General features: G+C 38.9%; 24 protein-coding genes and 1 tRNA gene. 15 read left to right on the top strand and 10 right to left on the bottom strand.

Translation table 11 applies throughout. From position 1 onward, the window contains the following. Positions 1 to 11 precede the first annotated feature (11 nt). From modA to AC27HL_RS07520, 4 genes are read left to right on the top strand one after another with little or no spacing between them, the layout of a single operon-like run. Positions 12 to 818 (top strand): molybdate ABC transporter substrate-binding protein, encoded by an 807-nt coding sequence (gene modA / locus AC27HL_RS07535; RefSeq protein ID WP_487080301.1) that lies wholly within the window; start codon positions 12 to 14, stop codon positions 816 to 818. A 1-nt stretch (position 819) separates the two neighbouring features. Further along, a complete protein-coding gene (modB, locus tag AC27HL_RS07530; RefSeq protein WP_487080299.1) occupies positions 820 to 1,551 on the top strand; it encodes a molybdate ABC transporter permease subunit in 732 nt (243 codons plus the stop codon). Continuing rightward, positions 1,551 to 2,699 (top strand): molybdenum ABC transporter ATP-binding protein, encoded by a 1,149-nt coding sequence (gene modC / locus AC27HL_RS07525; protein ID WP_487080297.1) that lies wholly within the window; start codon positions 1,551 to 1,553, stop codon positions 2,697 to 2,699. The genes modB and modC overlap by 1 nt, the downstream gene beginning before the upstream one ends. After that, positions 2,692 to 3,444 (top strand): HesA/MoeB/ThiF family protein, encoded by a 753-nt coding sequence (locus AC27HL_RS07520; protein WP_487080295.1) that lies wholly within the window; start codon positions 2,692 to 2,694, stop codon positions 3,442 to 3,444. Before modC ends, AC27HL_RS07520 begins: the two co-directional genes overlap by 8 nt. Before the next feature lie 100 nt (positions 3,445 to 3,544). On the opposite strand, the gene rmf is transcribed toward AC27HL_RS07520, so the two are convergent. Both rmf and AC27HL_RS07510 read right to left on the bottom strand, forming a co-directional pair. Next, positions 3,545 to 3,718, bottom strand: coding sequence for a ribosome modulation factor (gene rmf, locus AC27HL_RS07515; RefSeq protein WP_487080293.1), 174 nt, complete (start codon positions 3,716 to 3,718; stop codon positions 3,545 to 3,547). Between the two features lie 272 nt (positions 3,719 to 3,990). Then, positions 3,991 to 4,212: a DUF3820 family protein gene (locus AC27HL_RS07510; protein ID WP_487080291.1), complete on the bottom strand. Its 222-nt coding sequence runs from the start codon at positions 4,210 to 4,212 to the stop codon at positions 3,991 to 3,993. Positions 4,213 to 4,384: 172 nt separating this feature from the next. On the opposite strand from AC27HL_RS07510, the gene AC27HL_RS07505 reads away from it, so the two are divergent. Both AC27HL_RS07505 and msrA read left to right on the top strand, forming a co-directional pair. Beyond that, positions 4,385 to 5,509 carry a DUF3083 family protein gene (locus AC27HL_RS07505; RefSeq protein ID WP_487080289.1) on the top strand — a complete coding sequence of 375 codons (1,125 nt, stop codon included), beginning with the start codon at positions 4,385 to 4,387 and terminating at the stop codon, positions 5,507 to 5,509. 278 nt (positions 5,510 to 5,787) lie between these two features. Beyond that, positions 5,788 to 6,330: a peptide-methionine (S)-S-oxide reductase MsrA gene (msrA, locus tag AC27HL_RS07500; RefSeq protein WP_487080287.1), complete on the top strand. Its 543-nt coding sequence runs from the start codon at positions 5,788 to 5,790 to the stop codon at positions 6,328 to 6,330. 83 nt (positions 6,331 to 6,413) lie between these two features. Here the strand turns inward: msrA and AC27HL_RS07495 are convergent, their stop codons facing one another. Continuing rightward, on the bottom strand, positions 6,414 to 7,259 hold the full coding sequence (locus AC27HL_RS07495) for a tetratricopeptide repeat protein (protein WP_487080285.1): 846 nt from the start codon (positions 7,257 to 7,259) through the stop codon (positions 6,414 to 6,416). Between the two features lie 167 nt (positions 7,260 to 7,426). On the opposite strand from AC27HL_RS07495, the gene AC27HL_RS07490 reads away from it, so the two are divergent. After that, positions 7,427 to 8,035, top strand: coding sequence for a YdeI/OmpD-associated family protein (locus AC27HL_RS07490; protein WP_487080283.1), 609 nt, complete (start codon positions 7,427 to 7,429; stop codon positions 8,033 to 8,035). Positions 8,036 to 8,352: 317 nt separating this feature from the next. Beyond that, complete coding sequence (locus tag AC27HL_RS07485) at positions 8,353 to 9,261, top strand: ABC transporter substrate-binding protein (RefSeq protein WP_487080281.1); 909 nt, start codon at positions 8,353 to 8,355, stop codon at positions 9,259 to 9,261. Between the two features lie 63 nt (positions 9,262 to 9,324). Here AC27HL_RS07485 and AC27HL_RS07480 read toward each other — a convergent pair whose 3' ends face one another. From AC27HL_RS07480 to folB, 4 genes are all read right to left on the bottom strand, one after another. Then, a complete protein-coding gene (locus AC27HL_RS07480; RefSeq protein WP_487080279.1) occupies positions 9,325 to 10,479 on the bottom strand; it encodes an acyl-CoA dehydrogenase family protein in 1,155 nt (384 codons plus the stop codon). 205 nt (positions 10,480 to 10,684) lie between these two features. Next, positions 10,685 to 11,497, bottom strand: coding sequence for an undecaprenyl-diphosphate phosphatase (locus AC27HL_RS07475; RefSeq protein WP_487080277.1), 813 nt, complete (start codon positions 11,495 to 11,497; stop codon positions 10,685 to 10,687). Between the two features lies 1 nt (position 11,498). After that, complete coding sequence (folK, locus tag AC27HL_RS07470) at positions 11,499 to 12,008, bottom strand: 2-amino-4-hydroxy-6-hydroxymethyldihydropteridine diphosphokinase (RefSeq protein ID WP_487080275.1); 510 nt, start codon at positions 12,006 to 12,008, stop codon at positions 11,499 to 11,501. Beyond that, positions 12,008 to 12,379: a dihydroneopterin aldolase gene (gene folB, locus AC27HL_RS07465; RefSeq protein WP_487080273.1), complete on the bottom strand. Its 372-nt coding sequence runs from the start codon at positions 12,377 to 12,379 to the stop codon at positions 12,008 to 12,010. The genes folK and folB overlap by 1 nt, the downstream gene beginning before the upstream one ends. A gap of 264 nt (positions 12,380 to 12,643) precedes the next feature. On the opposite strand from folB, the gene plsY reads away from it, so the two are divergent. Continuing rightward, positions 12,644 to 13,228: a glycerol-3-phosphate 1-O-acyltransferase PlsY gene (gene plsY, locus AC27HL_RS07460; RefSeq protein WP_487080750.1), complete on the top strand. Its 585-nt coding sequence runs from the start codon at positions 12,644 to 12,646 to the stop codon at positions 13,226 to 13,228. Positions 13,229 to 13,261: 33 nt separating this feature from the next. On the opposite strand, the gene tsaD is transcribed toward plsY, so the two are convergent. Beyond that, positions 13,262 to 14,311, bottom strand: a complete 1,050-nt coding sequence (gene tsaD, locus AC27HL_RS07455; protein ID WP_487080271.1) for a tRNA (adenosine(37)-N6)-threonylcarbamoyltransferase complex transferase subunit TsaD — start codon at positions 14,309 to 14,311, stop codon at positions 13,262 to 13,264. A 368-nt stretch (positions 14,312 to 14,679) separates the two neighbouring features. Here tsaD and rpsU point away from each other — a divergent pair, with 368 nt between their 5' ends. The 4 genes from rpsU (at position 14,680) to rpoD (ending at position 19,275) form a co-directional block, all read left to right on the top strand. After that, positions 14,680 to 14,895, top strand: coding sequence for a 30S ribosomal protein S21 (rpsU, locus tag AC27HL_RS07450; protein ID WP_011045067.1), 216 nt, complete (start codon positions 14,680 to 14,682; stop codon positions 14,893 to 14,895). A 53-nt stretch (positions 14,896 to 14,948) separates the two neighbouring features. Beyond that, entirely contained in the window at positions 14,949 to 15,395 is a 447-nt protein-coding gene (locus tag AC27HL_RS07445) for a GatB/YqeY domain-containing protein (protein ID WP_487080268.1), read from the top strand. A gap of 149 nt (positions 15,396 to 15,544) precedes the next feature. Further along, positions 15,545 to 17,302 (top strand): DNA primase, encoded by a 1,758-nt coding sequence (dnaG, locus tag AC27HL_RS07440; protein WP_487080266.1) that lies wholly within the window; start codon positions 15,545 to 15,547, stop codon positions 17,300 to 17,302. 131 nt (positions 17,303 to 17,433) lie between these two features. Continuing rightward, on the top strand, positions 17,434 to 19,275 hold the full coding sequence (gene rpoD, locus AC27HL_RS07435) for an RNA polymerase sigma factor RpoD (RefSeq protein WP_487080264.1): 1,842 nt from the start codon (positions 17,434 to 17,436) through the stop codon (positions 19,273 to 19,275). A gap of 116 nt (positions 19,276 to 19,391) precedes the next feature. Here rpoD and AC27HL_RS07430 read toward each other — a convergent pair whose 3' ends face one another. Together AC27HL_RS07430 and AC27HL_RS07425 are read right to left on the bottom strand one after the other, a co-directional pair. Then, entirely contained in the window at positions 19,392 to 20,528 is a 1,137-nt protein-coding gene (locus AC27HL_RS07430) for an MbnH family di-heme enzyme (protein WP_487080262.1), read from the bottom strand. Beyond that, a complete protein-coding gene (locus AC27HL_RS07425; protein ID WP_487080260.1) occupies positions 20,521 to 21,381 on the bottom strand; it encodes an MbnP family copper-binding protein in 861 nt (286 codons plus the stop codon). Before AC27HL_RS07425 ends, AC27HL_RS07430 begins: the two co-directional genes overlap by 8 nt. A gap of 150 nt (positions 21,382 to 21,531) precedes the next feature. Between AC27HL_RS07425 and AC27HL_RS07420 the strand changes: the two genes are divergently transcribed. Beyond that, complete coding sequence (locus AC27HL_RS07420) at positions 21,532 to 24,294, top strand: choice-of-anchor B family protein (RefSeq protein WP_487080258.1); 2,763 nt, start codon at positions 21,532 to 21,534, stop codon at positions 24,292 to 24,294. Positions 24,295 to 24,467: 173 nt separating this feature from the next. Then, positions 24,468 to 24,544: transfer RNA gene (locus AC27HL_RS07415), tRNA-Ile, on the top strand. The last annotated feature ends 8 nt before the right edge of the window (positions 24,545 to 24,552 follow it).

Below are 24,552 nucleotides of genomic sequence, written 5' to 3'. Positions count from 1 at the left end.
CATTTTATAAAATGATAAAATTATTGAAAAAGCGCTATACACTGCATTTATTTATCATTATTCAAACTTGGCTAGTTACTACAACTAGCCAAGCGTTTACTAACGAAGTATCAAAGCAAACCACGCCGTTACGCATCGCTGTGGCTGCCAATTTCGCACCAACACTGAAGCAGTTATTAAGCGACTTTCCAGATAAAAATAAGATTAATTATCAAATTATCAGTGCCGCAACCGGCACGCTTTACCAACAAATTAAACATGGTGCACCATTTGATATATTTCTCGCCGCCGACAGCATTCGCCCAGAAAAGCTAGAACAAGAAAAGCTAATTACGCCAAATAGCCGCAAAGCCTATGCGTATGGACAATTGGCTTTGTGGTCGGCAGTAACTCCGTTTACTGACTTATCACAGCTGCGAACGTTTAGCGGTAAATTAGCCATTGCAAACCCAACCACAGCGCCATACGGTAAAGCCGCCAAGCAAGTATTGCAGCACTTATCTCTTTGGTCATCACAAAAAAACAACTTAGTCACAGGCATCAACATTAATCAAACCTTTCAGCAGGTAAGAAGCCAAGCCGTACCCGCTGGCATAGTTGCTTTAAGCCAATTAAAAATAAATAATTTGCAAGGCGTCATCATCCCGGCTAAGTATTATCAAGCCATTGAACAACAGTTAGTGATTTTAAAATCGAGCAAGCAAGTTGAAAATGCGAAAAAAATAAGTGCGTTTTTACGGAGCAAATCAAGTCAAATGAAACTGAGTAAACAGGGGTATTTACCGGCTGTAGCGCTAAGTCATCAGGCAGTTAATTAATATGACAAGTGATATAGCAATCCATACAGCAGATATACTCGCACTAAAGACCACTTTAAAAATGGCGGCAATAACAACAATAATTTTATTAGTTATTGGTACTCCACTTGCCTGGATGTTAGCAAATATGAAAAGCCGCTTTAAAGTACTTTTTGAGGCCATTGTCGCACTGCCTTTAGTATTGCCACCGACAGTATTAGGCTTTTATTTGTTATTAGCTTTTTCACCGCAGTCACTACCTGGGCAATTGTGGCAGAGCGCGACTGGTAGCCAATTAGCCTTTAGTTTTAGTGCCATAGTGTTTGGCTCAGTGCTCTATTCATTGCCTTTTGTTGTCCAACCTTTACAAAAAGCATTTGAACAACTTGGCAATCATTATTTAGAAGCCGCGGCAATGCTTGGTGCAGGGCCTTTAGATCGCTTTTTCACTATCGTATTTCCATTAACTAAAGCCAGTTTTATTACCGCGACCGCCCTTGGTTTTGCCCATACAGTGGGCGAATTTGGTGTGGTACTAATGATAGGTGGCAACATCCCTGGAGAAACACGAGTATTATCTATCGCACTATTCGACCATGTCGAAGCGTTTGATTATGCTAGCGCCCATATTTTGTCGGCGGGACTGTTAATTTCTTCATTGTTATTACTTTCTTTCGTCTATTTACTCGGCGGTAAAGTTGGCAATAAGTCGGCCAAAAAAACATTAAAAATAAACTCCGAACAGGTAAACTAATGAGTGAGAAATTAAACTCAAAAAACTCAACTAGCCACCCAAACTTGGCGATTTCGATAAATATCGATTTTCAGCAATTTAGTTTAGCTATTGAACAGTGCATCAATCTTGATGGCATTACCGGTATTTTTGGTGACTCAGGCTCTGGCAAGTCAACACTATTACGTATTATCGCTGGGCTTGAACAGCACGCCTCAGGGCAAGTCACATTTAACGCCAACGAACTTCAAAATAGCGACACGCAGCGTTTTATAAAACCAGAACATAGAAATATTGGCTTAATTTTTCAAGATAGTCGACTTTTTCCACATTTAAGCGTGTTGCAAAATCTACACTATGCTTTAAAGCGCAATCATCAGCCAACTTTAACTATTGAACAAGTTTTGCAGTTAACTCAACTTACCAAACTTCAGCATCACAATGTTAGGCATTTATCAGGCGGTGAAAAGCAGCGAGTATCACTTGCTCGTGCTCTATTAGCTGAGCCAAAGCTATTACTATTAGATGAGCCCTTTAGTGCGTTAGATAAAAAAACAAAAGCGCAAATGCTCCACATAGTGAAAACAATTCAACAACAATTGAACATCCCTATGTTATATGTCAGCCATAGCATTAGTGAGCTACAATTTATTGCTAACCAACTTATGGTTATGTCGTCTGGAAAAATTGACTATATTGCACCAACCCACCAAGCCATACATAAGCTAAATAATCTAGATGATGTTGCGATTAAAACCAGTTTATCGTTAAAAATTGTCGAACATTTACCTGGTTTTGGTTTAACTCGCTTATCTTTTATTGATACTCCCAATGATTTATATCTGCCATTGTTAGCACCAAATCAACAACACGCAGATATTGGCCAGCTATTACCCTGTATTATTTATGCACGCGACATCAGCATTAGTACGACTAAACCCGAGCATAGTTCTATCGTCAATCAGCTCGCTGGACACATTATTAAAATAATAGCAAAAGCAACCAGTGCAGTTATTATTGTGCAATGCTGTCAAGAAAAGTTTTATGTTCAAATTAGCTTATGGTCAGCAACTCGTATGGCCCTAGCCGTCGATCTCCCCATATATATTCAATTTAAAGCTAATGCGGTGCATAGCTTTTATTTATCGGAACCAACAACTTATGCTTAGCCCACAAGAGCAACTACGTTTTAGCCGTCAAACCATGCTAAAGAGTATTGGCGAACAAGGTCAGCTTAATTTAAAAAATGCCAAAGTGATGATCATCGGCATCGGCGGTCTTGGCAACCCTGTAAGTCTTTATTTGAACGCCGCTGGTATAGGCACCCTTTACTTAGTTGATGGTGACAACATTGATATCAGTAACTTGCCTCGACAAGTGATGTTTAATGAAGCGCAAGTTTCACAAAGTAAAGCCGACACTGCCGCAGATGTGCTGCATCAGCAAAATAGCGACACCAATATTGAAGTTCTCGATGAAATGCTCGACGAAGAACTTGCAGACTATTACTTCCCGCTGGTTGATTTAGTGCTAGATTGTACAGATAACCTAGCTACACGCTACTTAATAAATGAAAAATGTTTAGAGCATAAAAGGCCATTAATTATTGGTGCCGCCACCGGGTTTGACGGCCAATATATGTTTGTCGATCCCAATATAAGCGATAGCGCCTGTTACCAATGCTTATTTCCAGCCAGTAAAAAAGCACCTGAGAACAACTGCCAAACTTTAGGTATTTTAGGACCGATCTTAGCAATTGTTGGTGGCATGCAAGCTTTGCAAGCAATAAAATATTTATCAGGAATTGACCTTACAAAAAATCAATTGAGTATATTTGATGGTTTTAGTAATTGCTGGCAACAGCTAAAAGTTAAAAAGCAGGAAAAATGCTCTGCATGCTCAGACAAACCTTAAGTAAATTAATGAATTTGTCAGCTAACAATAACGAAAAGCCCTCAATTAATGAGGGCTTTTCGTTATTGCATCGTAATTAATATATTAGCTATTACTTAGACTATTTAAAAAGTCCCATATTTTTATCAGTAACTGCTTCGCGCCAGCCGCCGAGCCATTCTGATTTAGTATTATTATTTTGATATGGACAATTTTCCTTATTTCTACCTAAAAGACCTGCTTGGTAGCCATTTGAAAACGCTCTTCCTAATTTATCTCTTTTTTGTCTTCTCATGAATTAAACCTCTTAACCACTTGATAATTATTAATAAAATTTTATCTTACGGCCGGAAATTAACGACAACCGACAATTAATTTAAGGCCAATATTTATTTCTATGCAAGTCATATCTAACATAAAAACCAGCCAATATTTTGACGATAAAATCTGTTAAAAGGTCTTATTTATAACTTAGTTTTACAAAACAATTCGTTACCGAAAATTGATATAACCAGCAATACTTAAAAGACTCAATAAAATAACAATTCAGTTTAAATAATAGCCATTTTAGTCTTTTAAAAGTGGCTGCAACATCTCTTCCAAACCATTTAGTTTCACTTCATATATTAATGCTAATTGCTCACCTAGCTTTCCTTCTGGAAAACCCTTACCGTGAAACCAAACTAAATACGGCTCAGGTAGTTGCAGTAACTTTCGACCACTATATTTACCAAAAGGCATAACTTGATTCACTGCAGCTAGTAAATCGGCATTATTTGCTATCGACATGATTAACTCTTTATTTAATATGGTTGGACTTAGGCTCTTAAGCGAGTTTTAAATTTTGCACAGTCATCAACCAGTGCCTTAATTGACATAAAAGTGTCATAAGTATTCCCTATAATTTCGCCAAACTTAGACGGTATCAAGGGTGATACCTAAATCTCTTCAGGGAACTTTTATGTCAATTATTAGAAAACGTAACGCCGGCCAAAAGGCTTATATCCCAGGAAATGCTCGCGACAATCAATATATTTTGGCTGAATTTGCCTTGTCAGATCAACTGCTTTCACAACTATCTAGCAAATTAACACATAATAATTATTACACTATATATCAAAGTCTGGCTGATCTATTATTTACACTCAGTAATGACTTTGCCATTAGCAACAGTTTATTAGTTGCCAATGATAAACTGGTCCGTGTTAGATACAGCCAAGAAATGCACCAATGGCAAACAAGTCAGCAAATTATTTTTTACTATGATCCTGTAAAGCACTTACTACAAAACTCATTTTTCGATGCCAATATCAGAGCAAAAAAAATTACCTTAGTATTTCTAGCATCAGGTAGCGATATTCGTACAGGCTCAGCAAACTTTCATCAGCGCGTAAAATCCTTACTAGCAAATTTTGCCCAACAACTTAAGATTCCGCTAACAGCGATAAGAATGCGTGATCACCAGCACCTTACCTATGATATTTTTGCCAAAAATAAAGGCTGTAAAAACAGTCAAGCACATAAACTTAGACCAATTAAGCAGCGCTATGCCAGCCAAGATGTGCCACTAACTGAGAACTTGTCTGCTATTACTTACGCGGTGATTAACCTAACCTTAAATCACCGTATTTGCCAACTCGTCGATATCGATGCTAATTCTTCAGACCCATACAATCCACTTTATACTTATTTGACCGACACTTTTTCATTAGTCGCCAAGCAATTTAACTTGAATAACGGTGCCTTAATTGCCAATGGCTTAGTACCAATTGTAAGACACAGCTTGCATGAAATTGTTTCCAAAGTTGGCGAATTACAAATGCTAGGTTATAACCCCAAACAGAGTCCGTGTGGCATTGTTAGCAAATGGAAAGCAGATGAACTGGTTGATAACGTACAGCTAATTTTCGTCGCCAATAACCCAAACGGTGAGGAGCAAAATTACGCCAAATTTATAAACCAAATAGAACAAGCAATGCGCCTATTCGCCACGGAATTAGAAATTCCAACAGATAAAGATGAGCTAACCTTAAGGTTTCATCAACACATTGCATATAATTTATTAGCTAGCGATACTGCTAATTAGCAAAGTAATAACGAGCAATAATAGTTACTTAGAACACAACTTATAATCACGACTAAAGCGGTGCAAGTATAAGCATCGCTTAAATTTTCATGCCTAATTTTGGCTTTTTATTATTAGTGCATAGCAAAACTTCACCGTTACTTACATCATCACAAAAAACATATAGACATCTAAACATCCAAATGATAAATTCATTGTTCAAAGACTTATAGACGTCTACAAGTCTTTGAACAATAATATCGAAAGCTTTCAACATTTACGCAAGAGGAAGATTACCAATGAGCATTGAAACCATCACATTAGGTGCAGGCTGTTTTTGGTGTGTTGAGAACATTTTCTCACGTATTAAGGGCGTAAAATCTGTTATTAGTGGCTATGCAGATGGTGATATTGCCCAACCAACGTATCAGCAAGTGTGTTCTGGCACCACTAATTATGCTGAAGTTGTTCAGGTGGACTTTGACAATGAGCAATTGTCACTTGCGCAAATACTAACGGTATTTTTTGCCATTCACGACCCAACAACCTTAAACCGTCAAGGTGATGATATTGGCAGCCAATATCGTTCAACCATATTGGTGCATAACGAACAGCAGCAATTATTGGCTGAGCAAAAAATTGCGCAACTCACAAAAGAGCAATATTTTAGTAGCCCTATTGTTACAACTATTAAGGCGGTAAATAATTTCTATAGCGCTGAGAGTTATCATCAAGACTACGTAACTAACAACCCTGATAACCAGTATTGTCAATTAGTAGTGGCGAAAAAGATTCAGAAATTTTTACAAGAATTCTCATACTTACTTAAAGACGCGGCTTAATTTCAGCACAAAAAACGCCCTAAGACTGGGCGTTATGACTTTCAAAAATTCAGTGCTCTAAAACTAGCACAATCAATTAAAGCTTAATACATTAACGTATAGAGCTTTCGGCGGTATTTATTGGCTAAGGCATCACCATCAGGTAATGACTTCATAACATCTAGCAATAAATCTTTACTGGTTGTATCTGAGCCATCTTTTTGCACTAAATAAAAGAGAATTTCTAACGCATCTTGCTGGCGATTTACTTGGGTATACTGAGCCGCCAATTGATGTCGTACATCTATACTCTCAGGGGTGTCTTGTAATTGTTGCTCAAGAGCTTGAATTTCTGGAGAATCGGCAGCTTGGCTAGCCAATTCAAGCTTAGACAGTAAAGACTGATAATAGCTATCTTGATCAACCATTTTAATGGTTTGCAATATTGCATCAGCTTCAGATACCTTACCCGTTTGCAAATAAACATCGGCCAAGACTAACTTAATATCTGCTCGTTCACTGTCAAGTTGATAGGCTTGCTCAATATACTTAAAAGCGTCATTCGCTTTATTTTCAGCAAGTAATGCAGTTGCATGATTTAGCAATAAATCTTGCTCTTTAGGTAAGTACTTCGCTAAAAACTGCTCAATAGCTTCATCTGTTTGTGGGCCTGATAAACCATCAAGCGGTTGCCCTTCCCTCACTAAAATAGCGGTTGGCAAACCTTGAATACCAAACTGCTGCGCTATCTGTCCTTGTGTTTCGCAATCAACTGTTGCAAAAAGAATAGTGTCACTGTGATTCGCCAATAAACTAGCTAGCTTATCGCGTAGTTCAACACTCTCAGGTAGTTGTTGAGCCCAAAAATCTACTAGTACTAACCTAGCTTTCGATTCTTCTAATACAACTTGTTGAAAGTTTTCAAGGGTGATAGCAAGCGAATTTGTCATCAATAAAATTCCAAGTAAATTTAATATATGACATTTTATTTGGGGGCATAACCTAGTTTAAACAAGCTCACTAGGGAAATATTTATTTTGTGGTTTTACGCTTTATCAGCAATACTCTTTAACAATAACTAAGTTCCAATAATAAAAAATAAACTGTTGAGAAAACCATGTCGAAAAATGTTGCCATTGATCAGTACATCAGCAGCCAAGCACCTTTTGCTCAAGAAATTATTATACATTTACGCAATATTATTCATCAAAGTTCCACTGATATTACCGAAGCCATTAAATGGCGTCACCCATGTTTTGAAAGCAATGGCTTAGTATGTGCCATCGCTGCCTTTAAACAGCATGTGAATTTCTCTTTTTTTAAAGGGAAACGACTAAACGATAGTGCAAATATTTTCTCAAAAAACGATAACAATGAATTAGCAGCACTCAAATTTACAGTACTTAATGACATGCCAGCGGATGACATTCTTATTAACTACCTGCAACAAGCTATCGCGTTAAATAACTCCGGTAACGTAAAAAAGCAGCAAGCGACGCGTAAAGATAAAGCCGACTTAGAAATACCTGCCGATTTAGCATCGGCACTGGCAGAAAACCCTAAAGCAAAAGAGGTGTTTGCTAACTTTAGCTATTCAAAACAAAAAGATTATATTGAATGGTTAATTTCAGCGAAGCGAGCAACAACTCGAGCGACTCGACTAAGCACAGCCATAGCATGGATAGCTGAAGGTAAATCTCGGCATTGGAAATATGAAAACTGTTAAATCAGATAGTGGAAAAAGCTTCAACTAAGACCAAAGTATGAATGGCTAAAAGCACTACTATGATTAAAATTAAGAGTTAGTAAGTATTTACATCCAATTATTTCATTAATATAAGAAGCCTAATAATATGATTTTAAATACATTAAAAAATAACCTGAGCTTTAAATAATAATTTAACAAATCATGAGGTAAAATATTGCAGCTATTCACTACATTTATCATCAACAATACGACAAAACTTTATGCTTAGATGCCTATTGCTACTTATTTTACTAATGTGCAGTACAACAATTCTTAGTAATAACCGGCCATCTTCGATGCCACAATATAAAGCAAAAACAATTATTTTACCGCTCAATAATTGGGCTAGCCAGCGGGTAATTACAAAAGCGTTGGGCACTATGGTGCAATCACTTGGCGAACAGATTGAATATAAAAATATCAGTTCCACAGATCAATGGGGAGCACTTCGTCAAGGGCTTGTGCATATTCAACTCGAAGTTTGGCAAGTATCAATGGCTAATGACTTTGATCGTATGGTGCAACAAAATTACATTATCGATGCAGGTACGCATCAAGCGATAGGAAAAGAAGATTGGTGGTACCCAGATTATGTTGAAAAGTTTTGCCCAGGCTTGCCTGACTGGCAAGCGATGAATGCTTGCGCAAAAATATTTGCCAATCAAAATTCAAATGGCAAAGGCGTATATTACGCTGGCCCTTGGGACTACGGTGATGGCGATATTATTCGGGCATTGAATTTAAATTTTACCATTCATCGCTTTGAAAACGATATGCAAGTTTGGCAACAACTTGCCCTGGCAATTCAGCATCAACAACCGATAATATTACTGAATTGGACGCCCAATTGGACAGACAGTAAAATTAAAGGCAAGTTCGTTAAGTTTCCAGCTTACCACCCAGATTGTGAAACCAAAGCGAGTTGGGGTCTAAACAAATACAGGCTTAAAGATTGTGCGAATCCAAGCAATGGTTGGTTAAAAAAAGCCGTTTGGCCTAAATTAGAAGAATACTCGCCATGTGTTTTTCAATTGGTAAAAAATATCGACTTATCAACAGCTATGATTGCCGATGCCTCAGCACTGCGAGTTGCAGACAACCATAGTGAAGACTACGCAGCTAAACTCTGGTTAAAGAAATATCAAGCAGAAGCCAAAAAATGGCTACCATCATCGTGCAATAATACCTTTAGTCATCAGCTATAAAAAACGGACAAAAGTTAACTCTTTTGTCCGTCTATTAAATTATCACTTAACTCTTTTGGCTCGTTACATATTCTGCAGCAAATCGCGAGCAATTATAACTTTTTGAATTTCACTAGTACCTTCATAAATTGAAGTTACCCGAACATCTCGCGCCATACGCTCTAGTGGATATTCTTTAATATAGCCTGCACCACCCATCAATTGTAAAGCATCATAACAAGCTTTATTGGCATTTTCGGTGGCGAAAAGCTTAGCCATTGACGCAGCAGGACCAAAAGGTTGACCTTGCTCTTTAGTGTAAGCCGCTTGCATTAATAATAAACGCGCCGCCTCCATTTCAGTGTAACGCTCAGCTAATTTCCACTGCAAACCTTGGAAATTCGAAATTGACTGACCAAACTGTTTGCGTTCAACAATATAAGCTTTGGCATAATCAAGTGCTGCTAGCCCAACACCTAAAGCCAATGAGCCAATGCCTATTCTGCCACCCGCTAATTCACCAACAGCAACACCAAAACCTTTATTTTCAATGCCCATTAACGCTGACGCAGGAACACGGCAATTGTCAAAATGTACTTCATTGGTAGGAGACGCTTTTTGGCCCATTTTGTCTTCTGCTTTTCCGATAGTCATACCGGGCGTACCAGCTTCAACAATAAAACAGGAAATGCCTTTACCCTTTTTCGCGTCAGGGTCAGTTACTGCCCACACAACAAAAACATCAGCAAAAGAGCCACTGGTAATATAAAGCTTACTACCGTTGATGATGTAATCATCACCATCTTTCACGGCTTGTGTTTTCATGCCCGCTGGATCTGATCCTGCGGTTGCTTCAGTTAAACAAAAACCACCAGCACGATATTCACCACTGCATATTTTTGGCAAATAATTTTGTTTTTGTTCTTCATTACCTACCGCTTGAATAACTTCAGCAACCATATTGGTTACTGATGTTGTTACCGCTGTTGAAGCACAAGCACGAGCAAGCTCAGTAATTGCTAAACTAAATGCAACGCTACCAGCTTCAACACCGCCATATTCGGCTTTAATGTTTAAGCCCATAAAACCCAATTCAGTCAATTGTGCCAAATTATTTAGAAACAATGTTTGATCCATTGTTTCATCAAGTTGGGCTGCTACTGGCGCTAGTTCACTTTCTGCAAACTTTTTCGCCATATCTTGAATCATCATTTGTTCTTCAGTTAAAGACAAATCCATCAACACTCTCACTTTTAATTTGGTGAATATCTATCACTTTCAATATAAAACTAAGTTTACCTAGACTTTCACATAAGCCCAATAGTCCCTTAATACTGTTTGTGTAGATACGAAAATATCAAACGTAAAAACGCTTAATAAGTAAATTTTTATTTATAACAAAAACGCGCCAAAGCGCGTTTTAAAATTGGCAATATTGTAGCAATTATCCAAGAACAAACCAAAGCAGACCAGCGCCAAGTATCATACGGTAAATAACAAAAGGCATCATGCCGAGCTTACCGACTAAAATCAAAAAATAATGAATACAGGCATAAGCACTAACAAACGCTAAAACACTGCCTAAACCTAAGGTGTTCCAATCAACAGGCTCAGCTGACGTTATTAGTTTATAGGTTAAATATCCGCCGGTCATAACAATAGCGGGAATTGATAATAAGAACGAAAAACGCGCGGCATTTTCTTTACTTAACCCTAACATTAAGCCTAGGGTCATGGTAATGCCCGAGCGTGATGTACCGGGGATCAGCGCTAATGCTTGTGCCAAGCCAATAATCATTGCCCCTTTAAAGCCTAATTTTTCAACACTAACATTTTCTTTTGCTTTAATATCAGCAAAACCAAGTAATAAACCAAAAACTAAGGTTGTAATAGCAATTACTGCGGCTGAACGCAGGTTTTCTTCAATAAAGTCTTTACCCAGTAAACCCACTAAACCTAAAGGAATTGATGCTAATAATATCCACCAAGCAAGCTTACCATCGAAACTATTAGTATTTTTTTCTGGTCCAATACCAACCGTACCGAACCATGCCACCGCCATGCTGCCAACTTCTTTCCGAAAATAAAGCACAACCGCCAATAAAGTTCCCACGTGTAAGGCAACATCGAGCGCTTGCCCTTGGTCTTGCCAACCAAAAACCGCTGACGGTAAAATTAAGTGTGCAGAACTGGATATCGGTAAAAACTCAGTTAAGCCCTGAATTAGTGCCAATATAAAAACATCTATGGTACTCATACTACTTTAATATCCCTATTTTTTCTGACCAGGTTAATGGTACTTTGGTTAACTGTTGTTGGCTTTTATCATATTCTTGCCAAAGCACTTTATAACTTTTCCCCATAATAGGGTGAACTAGCTGGCCAGCAATTTCAGCTAATGGCCAAAGTACAAAAGCATTTTTAGTAATTTCATCACGTGGAATTTGTGCAGGTTGCTCTGCTATAACATTGTCATAAAGCAATAAATCCAAGTCTAATGTTCTCGGACTAAATTTTTTAGCATTTTCACTACGACCATTGTCAAATTCAATCGCTCGTAAAGCTTGCGTTACCTCTAACAATGATAGGTGAGTCTTGGTGCCTATAACCATGTTATAAAACGGTTTACCAGCAAATCCTACGGCGTCACTTTCAAATAATGACGACAAGCTTAGTGAACCAAATAACGCTGTTAAAGCGTCAAGCCCCTTTTCAACATGGCGAGTACGATCAATATTACTGCCCAGAGAAATGTAAATTTCAGCCATTAGATAGTCTTGCCATAACTTGCTTGACCGCGCTCAATTTCAACACCAACAGTCGTCGCGTTATGAACAGCAGTTGGTTTCATTAGCTTTAAACGCAACCACGGGATCTGATATTTTGACATTAAAAATTTTGCTATACGTTCGGCTAGCGTTTCAATTAAATCAACCGGGTTGTTATTGGCAAACTTAATAATTTCTTCAGAAATAGCGGCATAATCAAGGGTTTTAGCAAGCTCATCATTTTCAGCTGCACTGGCAGTATTCCAGCCCATGGCGAGATCAATCACCAAGGTTTGCTTAATTTCTTTTTCCCATTGATAAAATCCAATGGTGGTTTGAAAGGTTAACCCTTCTATATAAACTTTATCCACGCTAAACCCTTTAAATATAAAAAATTGCTAAAGAAACTATCGCAATTTAACCAAGTAAATATCACGTATGACTTGCTTTACAAAATAAATGGCGAGTTTACCTGTGTAGACCTAGAAAAACTAGTAAACAACACGCTACAATGCTGAAAATGTATTATTTATTTTAATAAGCAGTTTTGTCGTAACCTAGATATATTTTCAAGTAATGCCCTGTTAAAGTGACTCACTTGATTATAAAAAGGACGTATTATCAGCAGTTTACTAATTACATTGCTCATGGTGATTGTGGCTTACTTAGTAGGTTCAATTTCTAGTGCCATTTTACTTTGTAAACTGTTTCGCTTACCTGACCCTCGCACTGCTGGTTCCCATAACCCAGGCGCAACGAATGTGCTACGCATTAGTAATAAGTTTATTGCCGCCCTAGTGTTATTTTTTGATATTTTAAAAGGCACTCTTCCCGTTTGGGGTGGCTACTTTTTAGGATTAGAACCGCTTTATTTAGGTGTAATTGCCGTCGCAGCATGCTTGGGCCACATGTACCCTATATTTTTTCAGTTTTCTGGTGGCAAAGCTGTTGCAACAGCGTTTGGAGTTCTGTTGCCAATAGGTTTAGATTTAGGCGGATTATTAGTTTTAACTTGGCTGTTAGTGGCTAAAACAACACGTTATTCGAGCTTAGCTGCGATTGTAACTGTATCATTGGCGCCACTTTATACTTGGTTACTAAAACCGATATACGTCTATCCGGTATTAATGCTTTCCGGCCTAATTATATTTCGCCATAAAGACAATATAATCCGCTTAATCAAAGGGACTGAAAATAAAATATCTTTTAGTAAAAAATAACCATGTTAATTCTTATTCGCCGACAACTTTTTTTTAAACGGGCGGCAATGTATCAAGAGGCCAGCGCGGCGTAGCCTTAAAAGTTAAGTCGCTATCAACACCTGACTTCAAGCGCTGCAACCCTGCATAGGCAATCATCGCACCATTGTCCGTACAAAATTCTGGTCTAGGATAGAATACTTCACCGCCAAGCTTTTTAGTAATCTCAGCAAGCTTTTCTCTAAGTACACTGTTAGCACTAACGCCGCCAGCAATAACCAAGCGATTTAACCCGCACTGTTTTAATGCTCTCTTACATTTAATCGCTAAGGTATCTACTACTGCATCTTGAAATGCATAAGCAATATCCGCGTGCGTTTGTGCTTTTTGCTCTGGGGTTAATTCAACACTTTCTTCTTTGCGAATGGTATTAGCGGCAAATGTTTTCAAACCGCTAAAACTAAAATTTAAACCAGGTTTATCTGTCATCGGGCGAGGAAACTTATAGCGACCTTTTCTGCCTGCTTCGGCCATTTTTGCTAATACAGGGCCACCTGGGTAATCTAGACCTAATAACTTTGCGGTTTTATCAAAGGCTTCACCGGCAGCATCATCAACCGACTCGCCTAATAATTCATACTTTCCAATACCGTCAACACGCACAAGCATGGTGTGGCCACCTGAAACGAGTAATGCCACAAAAGGAAAGTCTGGCACATTCTCTTCCAACATTGGCGCTAATAAATGCCCTTCCATATGATGCACAGGTACGGCTGGCAAATCCCAACCATAGGCTAAACTGCGACCAATTGAACACCCCACCAACAATGCCCCCACTAATCCCGGTCCCGCAGTGTATGCAACTCCGTCTAAATCTGCGGGGGTTAAATTCGCATCAGCTAAGACTTCTTTTATCAGCGGAATAGTTTTACGAACATGGTCTCGTGACGCCAACTCAGGTACAACGCCACCATAATCAGCGTGAACTGCAATTTGGCTATACAGCCTATGGGCAACAATTCCTTCAGGTAGATCACCTTGCCCGTCATCGTAAATTGCAATACCGGTTTCATCACAGGAGGTTTCAATACCTAAAATTCGCATAGTTTTTACCTAAAAGCCTTACTTCAAAGTCGAGTATGGACAGTTCGTTTCATATTACGCACACTGCCTTCATTTTGCCGAGATTCTACCTAGCAGCTCGCAAACTTTCAATTTATAGCGCTAAAGATATTAAAATAGTTCTGCCACTATTCGCCCTTCATACAAATCCGTTAGCCATTATCTTCAAATTTCAGCGATTAATACGCTAGCAAGTAGATAATCAAGCGAAAAAGCTATTACTGCTTTACTTTGTTATATCGTTCGCATTAGAATACGTCACCAATTTTTGAATAGAGCGGATGAAGATAAGGCAATTAGCCGAAGTCATTCATCGATTTATATAGATATATACTAAGGTAATACAGTACATGCCAGTAATTAAAGTTAGAGAAAACGAACCATTTGACGTTGCATTACGTCGTTTCAAACGTTCATGTGAAAAAGCAGGTATCCTTTCTGAAGTTCGTCGTCGCGAATCTTACGAAAAGCCGACTTGGGAACGTAAGCGTAAAAAAGCAGCCGCAGTAAAACGCGCAGCTAAAAAAGTTTCTCGTGAGAACGCTCGCCGCGTTCGCATGTACTAAGACACCTTAGTATTTTATAAGTCAACTGAGTTAACTTAAGAGAAAATATAATCATGAGTCTACTTAGCCAGCTTAAAGATGAAATGAAAATCGCCATGCGTGCCAAAGACAAAGTTAGTCTTGGTGTCATTCGTATGGCATTATCTGCAGTAAAACAGGCAGAAATTGACCACAATACCGAAGCAACAGATGAGAACATCATTGCGGTGTTAACCAAAATGGTTAAGCAACGTAAAGAATCTATCAAAATGTTTAGTGAAGGTGGGCGCGACGAACTGGCAGCAAATGAAGCCGCCGAGGTTGTTGCACTGGAACGTTTTCTGCCACAAGCATTAACCGCAGATGAAATTGAACAACTGATAGCAAAAGCAATTACTGATACTAGTGCTAGCTCAATGGCTGATATGGGTAAAGTAATGGCGGTATTGAAACCGTTAATGCAAGGCAAAGCAGACCTGGGCGCAGTAAGCGGTCAAGTTAGAACAGCCTTAAACAGTTAGTCAAATACACTATTGAGCAACTTGCTCATAGAGATACTAAACCGCGACAGCTTAGGCCTCGCGGTTTTATTTTAACTAGTGTAAGAAATCCACTATGTTACCTCACTTATTTGTGTAAAATAGAACTTTACTTCAGCGTATAGGTACTTATGGCAGGCATGATCCCCAGACAATTTATTGATGACTTATTGGCTCGAGCCGATATTGTTGAATTAATTGACTCACGTGTGCCATTAAAAAAAGCAGGTAAAAACTACCAAGCTTGTTGCCCATTTCATACAGAAAAATCCCCCTCTTTTAGTGTTAGCCCAGACAAACAGTTTTATCATTGTTTTGGTTGTGGCGAGCACGGCAATGCAATTTCATTTTTAATGGAATTTGACCGATTAGAATTCCCAGATGCCGTAGAGGAACTTGCTTCTCATTACAATATGGACGTACCGCGCGAGCAGTCCAATCGTACGCCCGCACAGCAAAAGCAAGATCAAAAAACATACCTGCAAAAGCAAGACGATTACGAATTAATGCTGCAAATCAGTCGTTTTTTTCAGCAACAATTGAAAACAGCAGCAGATAAAGATGTCGCCATTAACTACTTAAAAGGCCGAGGTTTAAGTGGTGAAATCGTCAAACGATTTGGCATCGGTTATATTAGTGATGCATGGGATGGCATGATGAAAGTATTTGGTCGCAATAACCAAACTAATCAACAACTTGTTGATTTAGGTATGGCGATTCAAGGGGACAAAAACCGGCCGTACGATAGATTCAGAGGCAGAATTCAATTTCCAATACGAGATAAACGTGGACGCGTTATCGGCTTTGGTGGTCGGGTATTGGGTGATGGCACACCAAAATACCTTAACTCGCCAGAAACACGAATTTATCATAAAGGCCATGAACTCTATGGTTTATATGAAGCTAAACAAGCCAGTAAGCAATTATCTCGATTAGTTGTTGTGGAAGGCTATATGGACGTTGTAGCGCTCGCCCAACATGGTGTTGATTATGCAGTCGCATCGCTTGGTACAGCAACAACTCCAGAGCAATTACAAACCTTATTTCGTACCGTGAAAGAGGTAATTTGCTGTTATGATGGCGACAGAGCTGGGCGTGATGCCGCATGGCGAGCCATGGATAATGCTCTACCTATGATTCAAGACGGTTATAGCTTGAAATTTGTCTTCTTACCTGACGGTGAAGATCCAGACTCACTTATTAGAGAACAAGGCCAAGCAGCTTTTGAGGCAATATTAGATCAGGCGACACCGTTATCACAATTTTTATTTGATCACTTATTAGCACAACTTGATATGTCATCTGCCGAAGGAAAAGGCGCCGCTGTTGGTGCGTTTCAACCTTATTTGGCTAAATTGCCCGAAAGTAATTTAAAAGACGCTATCGTGACCAAATTAGCCAATCAATTTGGTGCCAATAATGAAATGCAGTTAAAAAAACTGCAGCAAAACTTCAGCCAACAAAACAATAGCAAACCACAAAAAAACAAAACGAAAATTACACCAGTAAGGCTTGCTATTGCATTATTACTAGAGCATCCCCATATAGTAGAAGTATTGCCTGATCCCGCTATTTTACAACAATTAGATATGCCGGGTATCCCGCTACTTAACCAGCTATTAGCGCTGTGTAAACAAAATTCAAAAGCAAATAGTGCGCAATTGATTGAACACTTTAGAGGCCAGGACGCCGGCAAACAGTTAACGAAGTTGATGTGTTTAGAACATCATGTTGAACCAGAAAATGCTGAAAGTATGTTTCTAGATTTAATTGAAAATTTTTTAAATGTTTTCATTGAACAAAGAACAGAGCAGTTACTGGAAAAAGAACGTAACGGCGGCTTAAGTATAACCGAGAAGCAAGAACTACACGGTTTACTAAGCGCATAAAAATAATATAGTTGTACTATATTTAAACAAACAGAGACACAGATTTTCGCTGGTAATTTAGTAAAGTTTTCGCTATAATTTCCGGCTTACTGTTGTATTTTTGATAGCCATAAATAGGTGGACACTCGTCAATGGATCAAGCCCCACAATCTAGACTTAAAGAGTTAATAACCAAAGGTAAAGAGCAAGGTTATTTAACTTTTGCAGAAGTTAACGATCATCTCCCTCAGGATATTATCGATTCCGATCAAGTTGAAGACATCATTCGAATGATTAACGACATGGGTATTCAGGTGTTTGAAAACGCGCCGGATAACGATACGTTAATGATGAGTGAAGGAAACACTGATGAAGATGCTGCAGAAGCTGCAGCGCAAGCACTTGCTACTGTTGAAAGTGAAATCGGTCGTACGACTGACCCAGTACGTATGTATATGCGTGAAATGGGCACAGTAGAACTTCTGACACGTAAAGGCGAAATTGTTATCGCCAAACGTATTGAAGAAGGCATCAAAGAAGTGCAACGTAGTGTTTCTGAATACCCGCCAGCAATTAATTATTTGCTAGAACAATGGGATAATTTTGAAGCGGAAGAAGTGCGCTTAAGCGATATCGTTGTTGGCTTTTTAGACCCTGATGCTGAAGATGAAGAAATTCCAGCGGCAGCAACTCATATTGGTTCGGAGCTTTCTAAAGAAGACTTAGAAGACGAAGACGATGATGCCAGCGATGAGGATGACGAGGAGGAGGAAGATACAGGTCCTTGTCCTGAAGAAGCTCGTGAAAAGTTCAACGCCTTACGTGAAGCTTACGAACATGCCAATAAAATTATTGATGCCAAAGGTCGCGGCCATGCTGATGCACAAGTCGCTATTGATGCTTTAGCTGAAGTGTTTAAAGAGTTCCGTATCGTACCAAAAGTATTCGATCGTTTAGTGAAAAACATGCGCAGCGTGATGGATCGTTTACGTGTACAAGAACGTTTAATCATGAAGCATTGTGTTGTTGGCGCAGGCATGCCAAAAGCAACCTTTATCAAAATATTCCCTGGCAACGAAACATCGAAAGATTGGTTTGAAGCGCAAAAAGCTGCCGGCGAACCACACTCGAAGAGAATGGCTGATATTGAGCTAGACGTTGAGCGTTGTATTTATAAATTGAACATGTTGGAAGAAGAAACTTACCTAAATGTTCATGGTATTAAAGACATCAACCGTCGTATGTCAATCGGTGAAGCGAAAGCTCGCCGTGCGAAGAAAGAAATGGTTGAAGCTAACTTACGTCTAGTTATCTCAATTGCGAAAAAATACACCAACCGTGGTTTACAGTTCTTAGATTTGATTCAAGAAGGTAACATTGGTTTGATGAAAGCCGTTGATAAATTTGAATACCGTCGTGGTTATAAATTTTCAACTTATGCTACATGGTGGATTCGCCAAGCAATCACACGTTCAATTGCCGACCAAGCCCGTACTATACGTATTCCAGTACACATGATTGAAACGATTAACAAACTTAATCGTATCTCACGTCAAATGCTACAAGAAATGGGTCGTGAGCCAACACCTGAAGAATTAGCAGAACGCATGATCATGCCTGAAGATAAAATTCGAAAGGTACTGAAAATTGCTAAAGAGCCAATTTCAATGGAAACACCGATCGGTGATGATGAAGATTCACACTTAGGTGACTTTATCGAAGATGGTAGTGGTGAATTACCTGTTGATTCAGCAACTTCTGAAAACTTAAAAGATGCAACTCACGAAGTATTAGCCGGCCTAACCGCCCGCGAAGCAAAAGTTTTAAGAATGCGCTTTGGTATTGATATGAACACTGACCATACACTTGAAGAAGTCGGGAAACAGTTTGATGTAACACGTGAACGTATTCGCCAAATTGAAGCGAAAGCCTTACGTAAATTACGTCACCCTTCTCGTTCAGAGCAACTGAAAAGCTTCTTAGATGGTGAGTAAGTAATACACTATTACAATACGTTTGTTGTATAAATAAAAACCAGCTTAATTAAGCTGGTTTTTTTATCTAAAGTGTTAACTACTTTATTAGTAATCTCAGTAGCAATAATTAATGGCTACTGACTAGGCATATGTATAGCTGTCGTTAAAAACTCTTCATCCGTTAACGTATGAAGGAACGCTAGTAAGTCGTTCTTCTCTTCAACCGTAAGTTCAAAGCCTTTTATAAACTGACTTTTTAGCGGATTAGCTCGACCATCACCTTGATGCTTACCTTGCAAAATCACCCGACCACCATCAGCATAAATATCAATAACTTCTTCCAAAGTAGCGACACTGCCATCATGCATATAAGGTGCTGTTTTTACGATGTTACGCAATGTTGGCGCTCGAAAACGACCATTGTCTTTCGCTAATGTAGAAATTTCCGCTAAACCAATATCGTCTTGAGGGTAACCGGTTCTTTCTCCATCAACTTTAACATTATATAAACCTGTATTATGAAACGGCCTTCTATCTATAAGCTGTTGCTCGTGCCCTGTTGACTGAGTGAAATTGAATCCACCGTGGCAATGATGGCACTCTAATCGTTCAGAGAAAAATAGCGCCATACCACGAATAGCTGATTCAGAAATTGCAGAATCATCCCCTAGATACGCGTAACGATCAAAAGGAGAATTTAAAGACGTTAAACTACGAACATAACTGGCTAATGCCTTAACGATTAATTCAAAACTAATTTCTTGCTCAGGGAAAGCATTGTTAAAAAGTGCTTGGTACTGCTCAGTTGTAAACCGAGCAAGCACTTCCTCTTCATGCCCAGTAATGCCTAGCTCAATTGGCTCCTCTCCAAACATAGGCAGCAGAATTTGTCGCTCTAATGTTGTTATGCCATCATGGGCCCAAGTTAATGTTTTATTGTAGGCAATATTGACTAAAGCCGGTGCATTTCTTCGGTGTAACTCTCCGGTCGAACCAATTGAAACTCGTTTATTTTCTGCAAATGCAAATTGTTGCAAATGACAACTTTCACAAGACTGCTGTTTATTTGCAGATAAATTTTTATCAAAGAAAAGTACCTTACCGAGCAGTACTTTAGCATCAGTCATTGGGTTGTTAACTGGAACTTGCGGCTTTGGAAAGCCCTGAATAAGTGACCATTGGTAATTTTTTTCGGCTTTTTGACCGATATCACACGCTACTACTATAAAGCTTAAAACAGCAAAAACAACAATATTGATTAACTTATTCAATTTCACTTCCTTCAGCAATTTTGTTAGTCGTTACTGCGCTAAACACAGCAGAGTTTACCTCCTTATTACCATTTTTATATCTAGCTAAGTTGTCAAACAACTGCAGACAGTTTTCATTTTCATGCTCAGACTGACAGCTAGTGCTTTGAGTTAATTCAACATTGTCTAATAGGCTAGCTAAATTTAAATTCAATGCTAAAGCTTTACCATCATGTTTAGCTACAGGTAGTTCAAATTCAAACGTATTAGGATAAATGCAGGCTTGTTTCGGGGCCCGCATGACACTTGCCGCTTTACAACCGGTAGAGCCTAAATGAAATAACCATTGCTCATTTACCGACGCAAGCTCTGCTCGAATAAACTTATGGCCCGTTTGCCAAACCCAAAACATTGACGGTAAATTTAAAGGACTTAATTGACTAACAGGGTTAAGATGATTAGTTGCAAAAGGAACGCCTAAGGTGAAGCGAATCGTCTGCACTTTTGCAATATCCAAGCGATTATCGAACGTGATGCGCCAATTTCCAGCATTTTTCTGTTTATCTTGTTCTGCACAATTTACACCTAAAAGTACGGTTTCTGGCGTTTGATAGGCATTATCTACTAGGCTTAATGACTGCCATTCGGCGTCTTCAGTAGCAACACCAATATCACTAACAAAAAACTGAAATTGTTCCACAAACCAAGCTTCACCTTTATTTTTTGGGTCAAATGTTGACTGGCAACTTATCGGGTGTTCATGCCACAACAGGTTGACCTGCACTTGCTGAACAGCATTACTAGTAAAAAAGTATAAGTATGAAAAATAAGCCAAAAGTAAAAATAAAATGGCAGCAATAAATTTTTTTAACATAGTTCCTACAACAAGATAAAGTCGATCAATATAAAGACACAAATTTGAAAAAAGATAAAACGACAACCACTAAAAAGCAATGATTTAAAAAGCAATTCAAATGTTGTACAGTTGACATATATAACATTTTATTAACATAAGGACTATCTGATGTTGCGAATAACATGGATATTTGTCACGGTTGCGGCAATTTTTAATAGCCAAGCAGTGTTTGCCCACTCAGAGCATGATAAAGCACGATTTGTTGCCGAAAATGGGAAAGATACTGGGAAGTGTGATCAAGTACTGAGACCTTGTAAAAGCATTGCTTACGCTGTTCAACAAGCTAATAAAGGTGACAAAATACTGGTTTCATCTGGCGAATATACAATTACTTCAAGTGAAGAGTTGTTTTATTTAAAAAGCGCATTAGTGCCTATTTATGGTGGTTATAATCGCTTTGATCATTTTCAAAGCCAAAGTCCTGATACCAACCTTACTGAGCTGAAAAATATCCCTCATGATATGGCAGAGCCACTACGCCAACAAGGTTTTGTTATTATGGCGGATGGTAAATCACTTTTTGCTGAAAACAGCCCAGAAAGTAAAGCGTTGAAAAGCAAACTTGCCAGTTACCATATGCTAAGTGAAAAGCAATCAGGCCTAGACTGTGTAAATGGCTTAGCCGGTAGCTTTGCCTGTAATAACATTGATTTACTTGCTCATATGCCATTAGGTGCATTCTCTAGCCGCCCTAGTTCTGCAAACGATATTTGGGGACATGTTGACCTAAATACAGGCAACGAATATGCCTTAATAGGATTATATAACGGCGTTGCAGTTGTAAATGTTACTGACCCAGAAAACCCTGAAGAAGTTGGCACTATTCGAGGACTAGGCTCTAGTTGGCGTGATATTAAAGTGTATCAATATTTCGATGCAAATATAGGTGCCTGGCAAGCATATGCATATGCCACAATCGACAGTTCAACAGATTATGTAACAATTATAAACCTCAATCAGCTACCAAACTCTATAAGTCTAGCTGAAAAAAACAGAGTGGTAACCAAGGCGCATAATGTCTATATCAGCAATGTTGATCACACTTTAAATACTGCACTACCGGGTTTAACACCAAGTTTGCAACTTATCGGAAGTAACAGGTTTAGCGGTGCATTCCATAGTTATTCATTAGAGACACCTGATACATTAACCGCGATATCTGACAATTATTTCGGCTCAGGATATACCCATGACGGCGCGTCTATTAATATCACTGATAGTCGAAAAGACAATCAATGTAATGCCGCTGGTGATAGCTGTACTGTATTTATTGATTTTAACGAAAAAGAAATGAAGCTATGGAATATCACAGATACTTCCAATACCACCTTACTTGGTACTGGTGAATACAATGACGTTGCCAAAAGTAATCAATATGTTCACTCTGGCTGGGGTACTGAAGATAAGCAGCACATATTTTTACACGACGAATTTGACGAAAAAGATGGCGGGTTAAATTCAACAGTACGTATATTTTCTATTGCAGACCTCAATAACCCTGTGCAGGTTGGACAATGGACCGGGCCAACACGCGCGATTGACCATAATGGCTTTGTTCGAGGTAATCGCTATTATATGTCAAACTACGAGCGTGGCTTAACCGTATTAGATATTACCGACCCAGCAAACCCAGTTGCTGCTGGCTTTTTTGATACTTACACTCCCACCGATGAAGCACGCTTTAATGGTGCATGGGGCACATACCCTTATTTACCATCGGGAAATATTCTAGTTAGTGATATTGGTAGTGGCTTATATATTTTAAAAGATCGTACCCATGAGTCTGCCCAAGGCAAACTAGGTTTTGCTGCTAACGCTATTAATGCCAACCAAGGTGAAACTCTAACAATTAACGTAGAGCGCAATAGTGCCAGCAACCCAAACCAAGAGGTCAGTATTAATTACCAATTGTTACCTGGTAGTGCGAAAGAAAATAGCGATTATACGCCTGTTTCAGGAACATTAACTTGGCCAGCAAATGACACAACAAGTAAAACAATTTCGATAGATATTGCAGCTGACGCAACAGGTGAAGAATTTCAAGAAAATTTCTTTGTTCGCCTTAGTCAACCAAGTAATTCAGCTACTCTAGATAGCAATAGCTATTTAACTATCAATGTTGATGGACGAATTAACAGCGGAACATTAGCATTTACGGCAACTGAAACTACAGTGCCGGAGAATCAAGGTAACCTAAATATAACATTGGCACGCCAAGGTAGCTCTACTGGTGCAGTATCAGTGTCGTATTTATTAAGCTCAGGCACAGCGACCATAGGTGAAGATGTAGAGTCAGCCTCTGGAGTCGTTAATTGGGCAGATGGCGACTCAGATGAAAAAAGCATCAGTGTTGCCATCATTGATGACGACGTTGAGGAGTCAAATGAAACTTTCTCAATCGCACTAACTCCTATTTCAAACAGTAATTTAGGCACAAACACCCAATATACTGTCACAATTTCAGATGATGATAGTAATACAGCTCCTACAGTTACGCTTACCGAAAACAGAGAGGAAAATACTGGGGCAACAGTAACAGTAACGGCAACTGCATCAGATACCGAAAATGATCCGCTAACCTACCTTTGGCAACAAACTGGGGGGACGGCTGTAACATTGAACAATGCAGACACTTTATCTGCAAGCTTTGTTGCACCAGCAACAGCAGACACAATTGTACTTTCATTTACAGCAACTGACTCAAAAGGCTTATCAACAAGCAGTACAATCACACTAACAATTGTTGCGCCAGCTGTGGTTACCCCTACACCGGCAACACCAAATGCCACAAGTTCATCATCTGGTGGCGGCACATTTGGTTATTTATTGCTGATTTTAATTCCACTTCTTACTAGAAGAAGAGTTAAATAAGTGAGTATTTTTAGTTGAACGATTAGGATATTCCACTAATCGTTCAACTATTAATCTATCAGACTCATTTCTCAGGTTTTTTAGCTTTTTAGTGGTGACAACAAAATAAAAAATGCTTATACTTCTCGCCGCTTTTGATTAACCTTCCTCGGATAATCAATAAAAGTAAAGATGGCCCCTTAGCTCAGTTGGTTAGAGCATCCGACTCATAATCGGCAGGTCCCCTGTTCAAGTCAGGGAGGGGCCACCATTTTTAAA

The sequence above is a fragment of the Colwellia aquaemaris genome, assembly GCF_057548755.1.
This window is presented reverse-complemented; position numbering and strand designations above follow the sequence as displayed.

Bases quoted from the DNA above. Each gene is read 5' to 3' on its own strand.
- rpsU (WP_011045067.1), top strand. From the start codon at position 14,680: ATGCCAGTAATTAAAGTTAGAGAAAACGAACCATTTGACGTTGCATTA.
- AC27HL_RS07505 (WP_487080289.1), top strand. From the start codon at position 4,385: ATGTCAATTATTAGAAAACGTAACGCCGGCCAAAAGGCTTATATCCCA.
- tsaD (WP_487080271.1), bottom strand. From the start codon at position 14,311: ATGCGAATTTTAGGTATTGAAACCTCCTGTGATGAAACCGGTATTGCA.
- AC27HL_RS07475 (WP_487080277.1), bottom strand. From the start codon at position 11,497: ATGAGTACCATAGATGTTTTTATATTGGCACTAATTCAGGGCTTAACT.
- AC27HL_RS07445 (WP_487080268.1), top strand. From the start codon at position 14,949: ATGAGTCTACTTAGCCAGCTTAAAGATGAAATGAAAATCGCCATGCGT.
- AC27HL_RS07420 (WP_487080258.1), top strand. From the start codon at position 21,532: ATGTTGCGAATAACATGGATATTTGTCACGGTTGCGGCAATTTTTAAT.
- AC27HL_RS07485 (WP_487080281.1), top strand. From the start codon at position 8,353: ATGCCACAATATAAAGCAAAAACAATTATTTTACCGCTCAATAATTGG.
- modA (WP_487080301.1), top strand. From the start codon at position 12: ATGATAAAATTATTGAAAAAGCGCTATACACTGCATTTATTTATCATT.
- AC27HL_RS07490 (WP_487080283.1), top strand. From the start codon at position 7,427: ATGTCGAAAAATGTTGCCATTGATCAGTACATCAGCAGCCAAGCACCT.
- AC27HL_RS07520 (WP_487080295.1), top strand. From the start codon at position 2,692: ATGCTTAGCCCACAAGAGCAACTACGTTTTAGCCGTCAAACCATGCTA.
- AC27HL_RS07510 (WP_487080291.1), bottom strand. From the start codon at position 4,212: ATGTCGATAGCAAATAATGCCGATTTACTAGCTGCAGTGAATCAAGTT.
- dnaG (WP_487080266.1), top strand. From the start codon at position 15,545: ATGGCAGGCATGATCCCCAGACAATTTATTGATGACTTATTGGCTCGA.
- modB (WP_487080299.1), top strand. From the start codon at position 820: ATGACAAGTGATATAGCAATCCATACAGCAGATATACTCGCACTAAAG.
- AC27HL_RS07425 (WP_487080260.1), bottom strand. From the start codon at position 21,381: ATGTTAAAAAAATTTATTGCTGCCATTTTATTTTTACTTTTGGCTTAT.
- rpoD (WP_487080264.1), top strand. From the start codon at position 17,434: ATGGATCAAGCCCCACAATCTAGACTTAAAGAGTTAATAACCAAAGGT.
- AC27HL_RS07480 (WP_487080279.1), bottom strand. From the start codon at position 10,479: ATGGATTTGTCTTTAACTGAAGAACAAATGATGATTCAAGATATGGCG.
- modC (WP_487080297.1), top strand. From the start codon at position 1,551: ATGAGTGAGAAATTAAACTCAAAAAACTCAACTAGCCACCCAAACTTG.
- AC27HL_RS07495 (WP_487080285.1), bottom strand. From the start codon at position 7,259: ATGACAAATTCGCTTGCTATCACCCTTGAAAACTTTCAACAAGTTGTA.
- rmf (WP_487080293.1), bottom strand. From the start codon at position 3,718: ATGAGAAGACAAAAAAGAGATAAATTAGGAAGAGCGTTTTCAAATGGC.
- folK (WP_487080275.1), bottom strand. From the start codon at position 12,008: ATGGCTGAAATTTACATTTCTCTGGGCAGTAATATTGATCGTACTCGC.
- msrA (WP_487080287.1), top strand. From the start codon at position 5,788: ATGAGCATTGAAACCATCACATTAGGTGCAGGCTGTTTTTGGTGTGTT.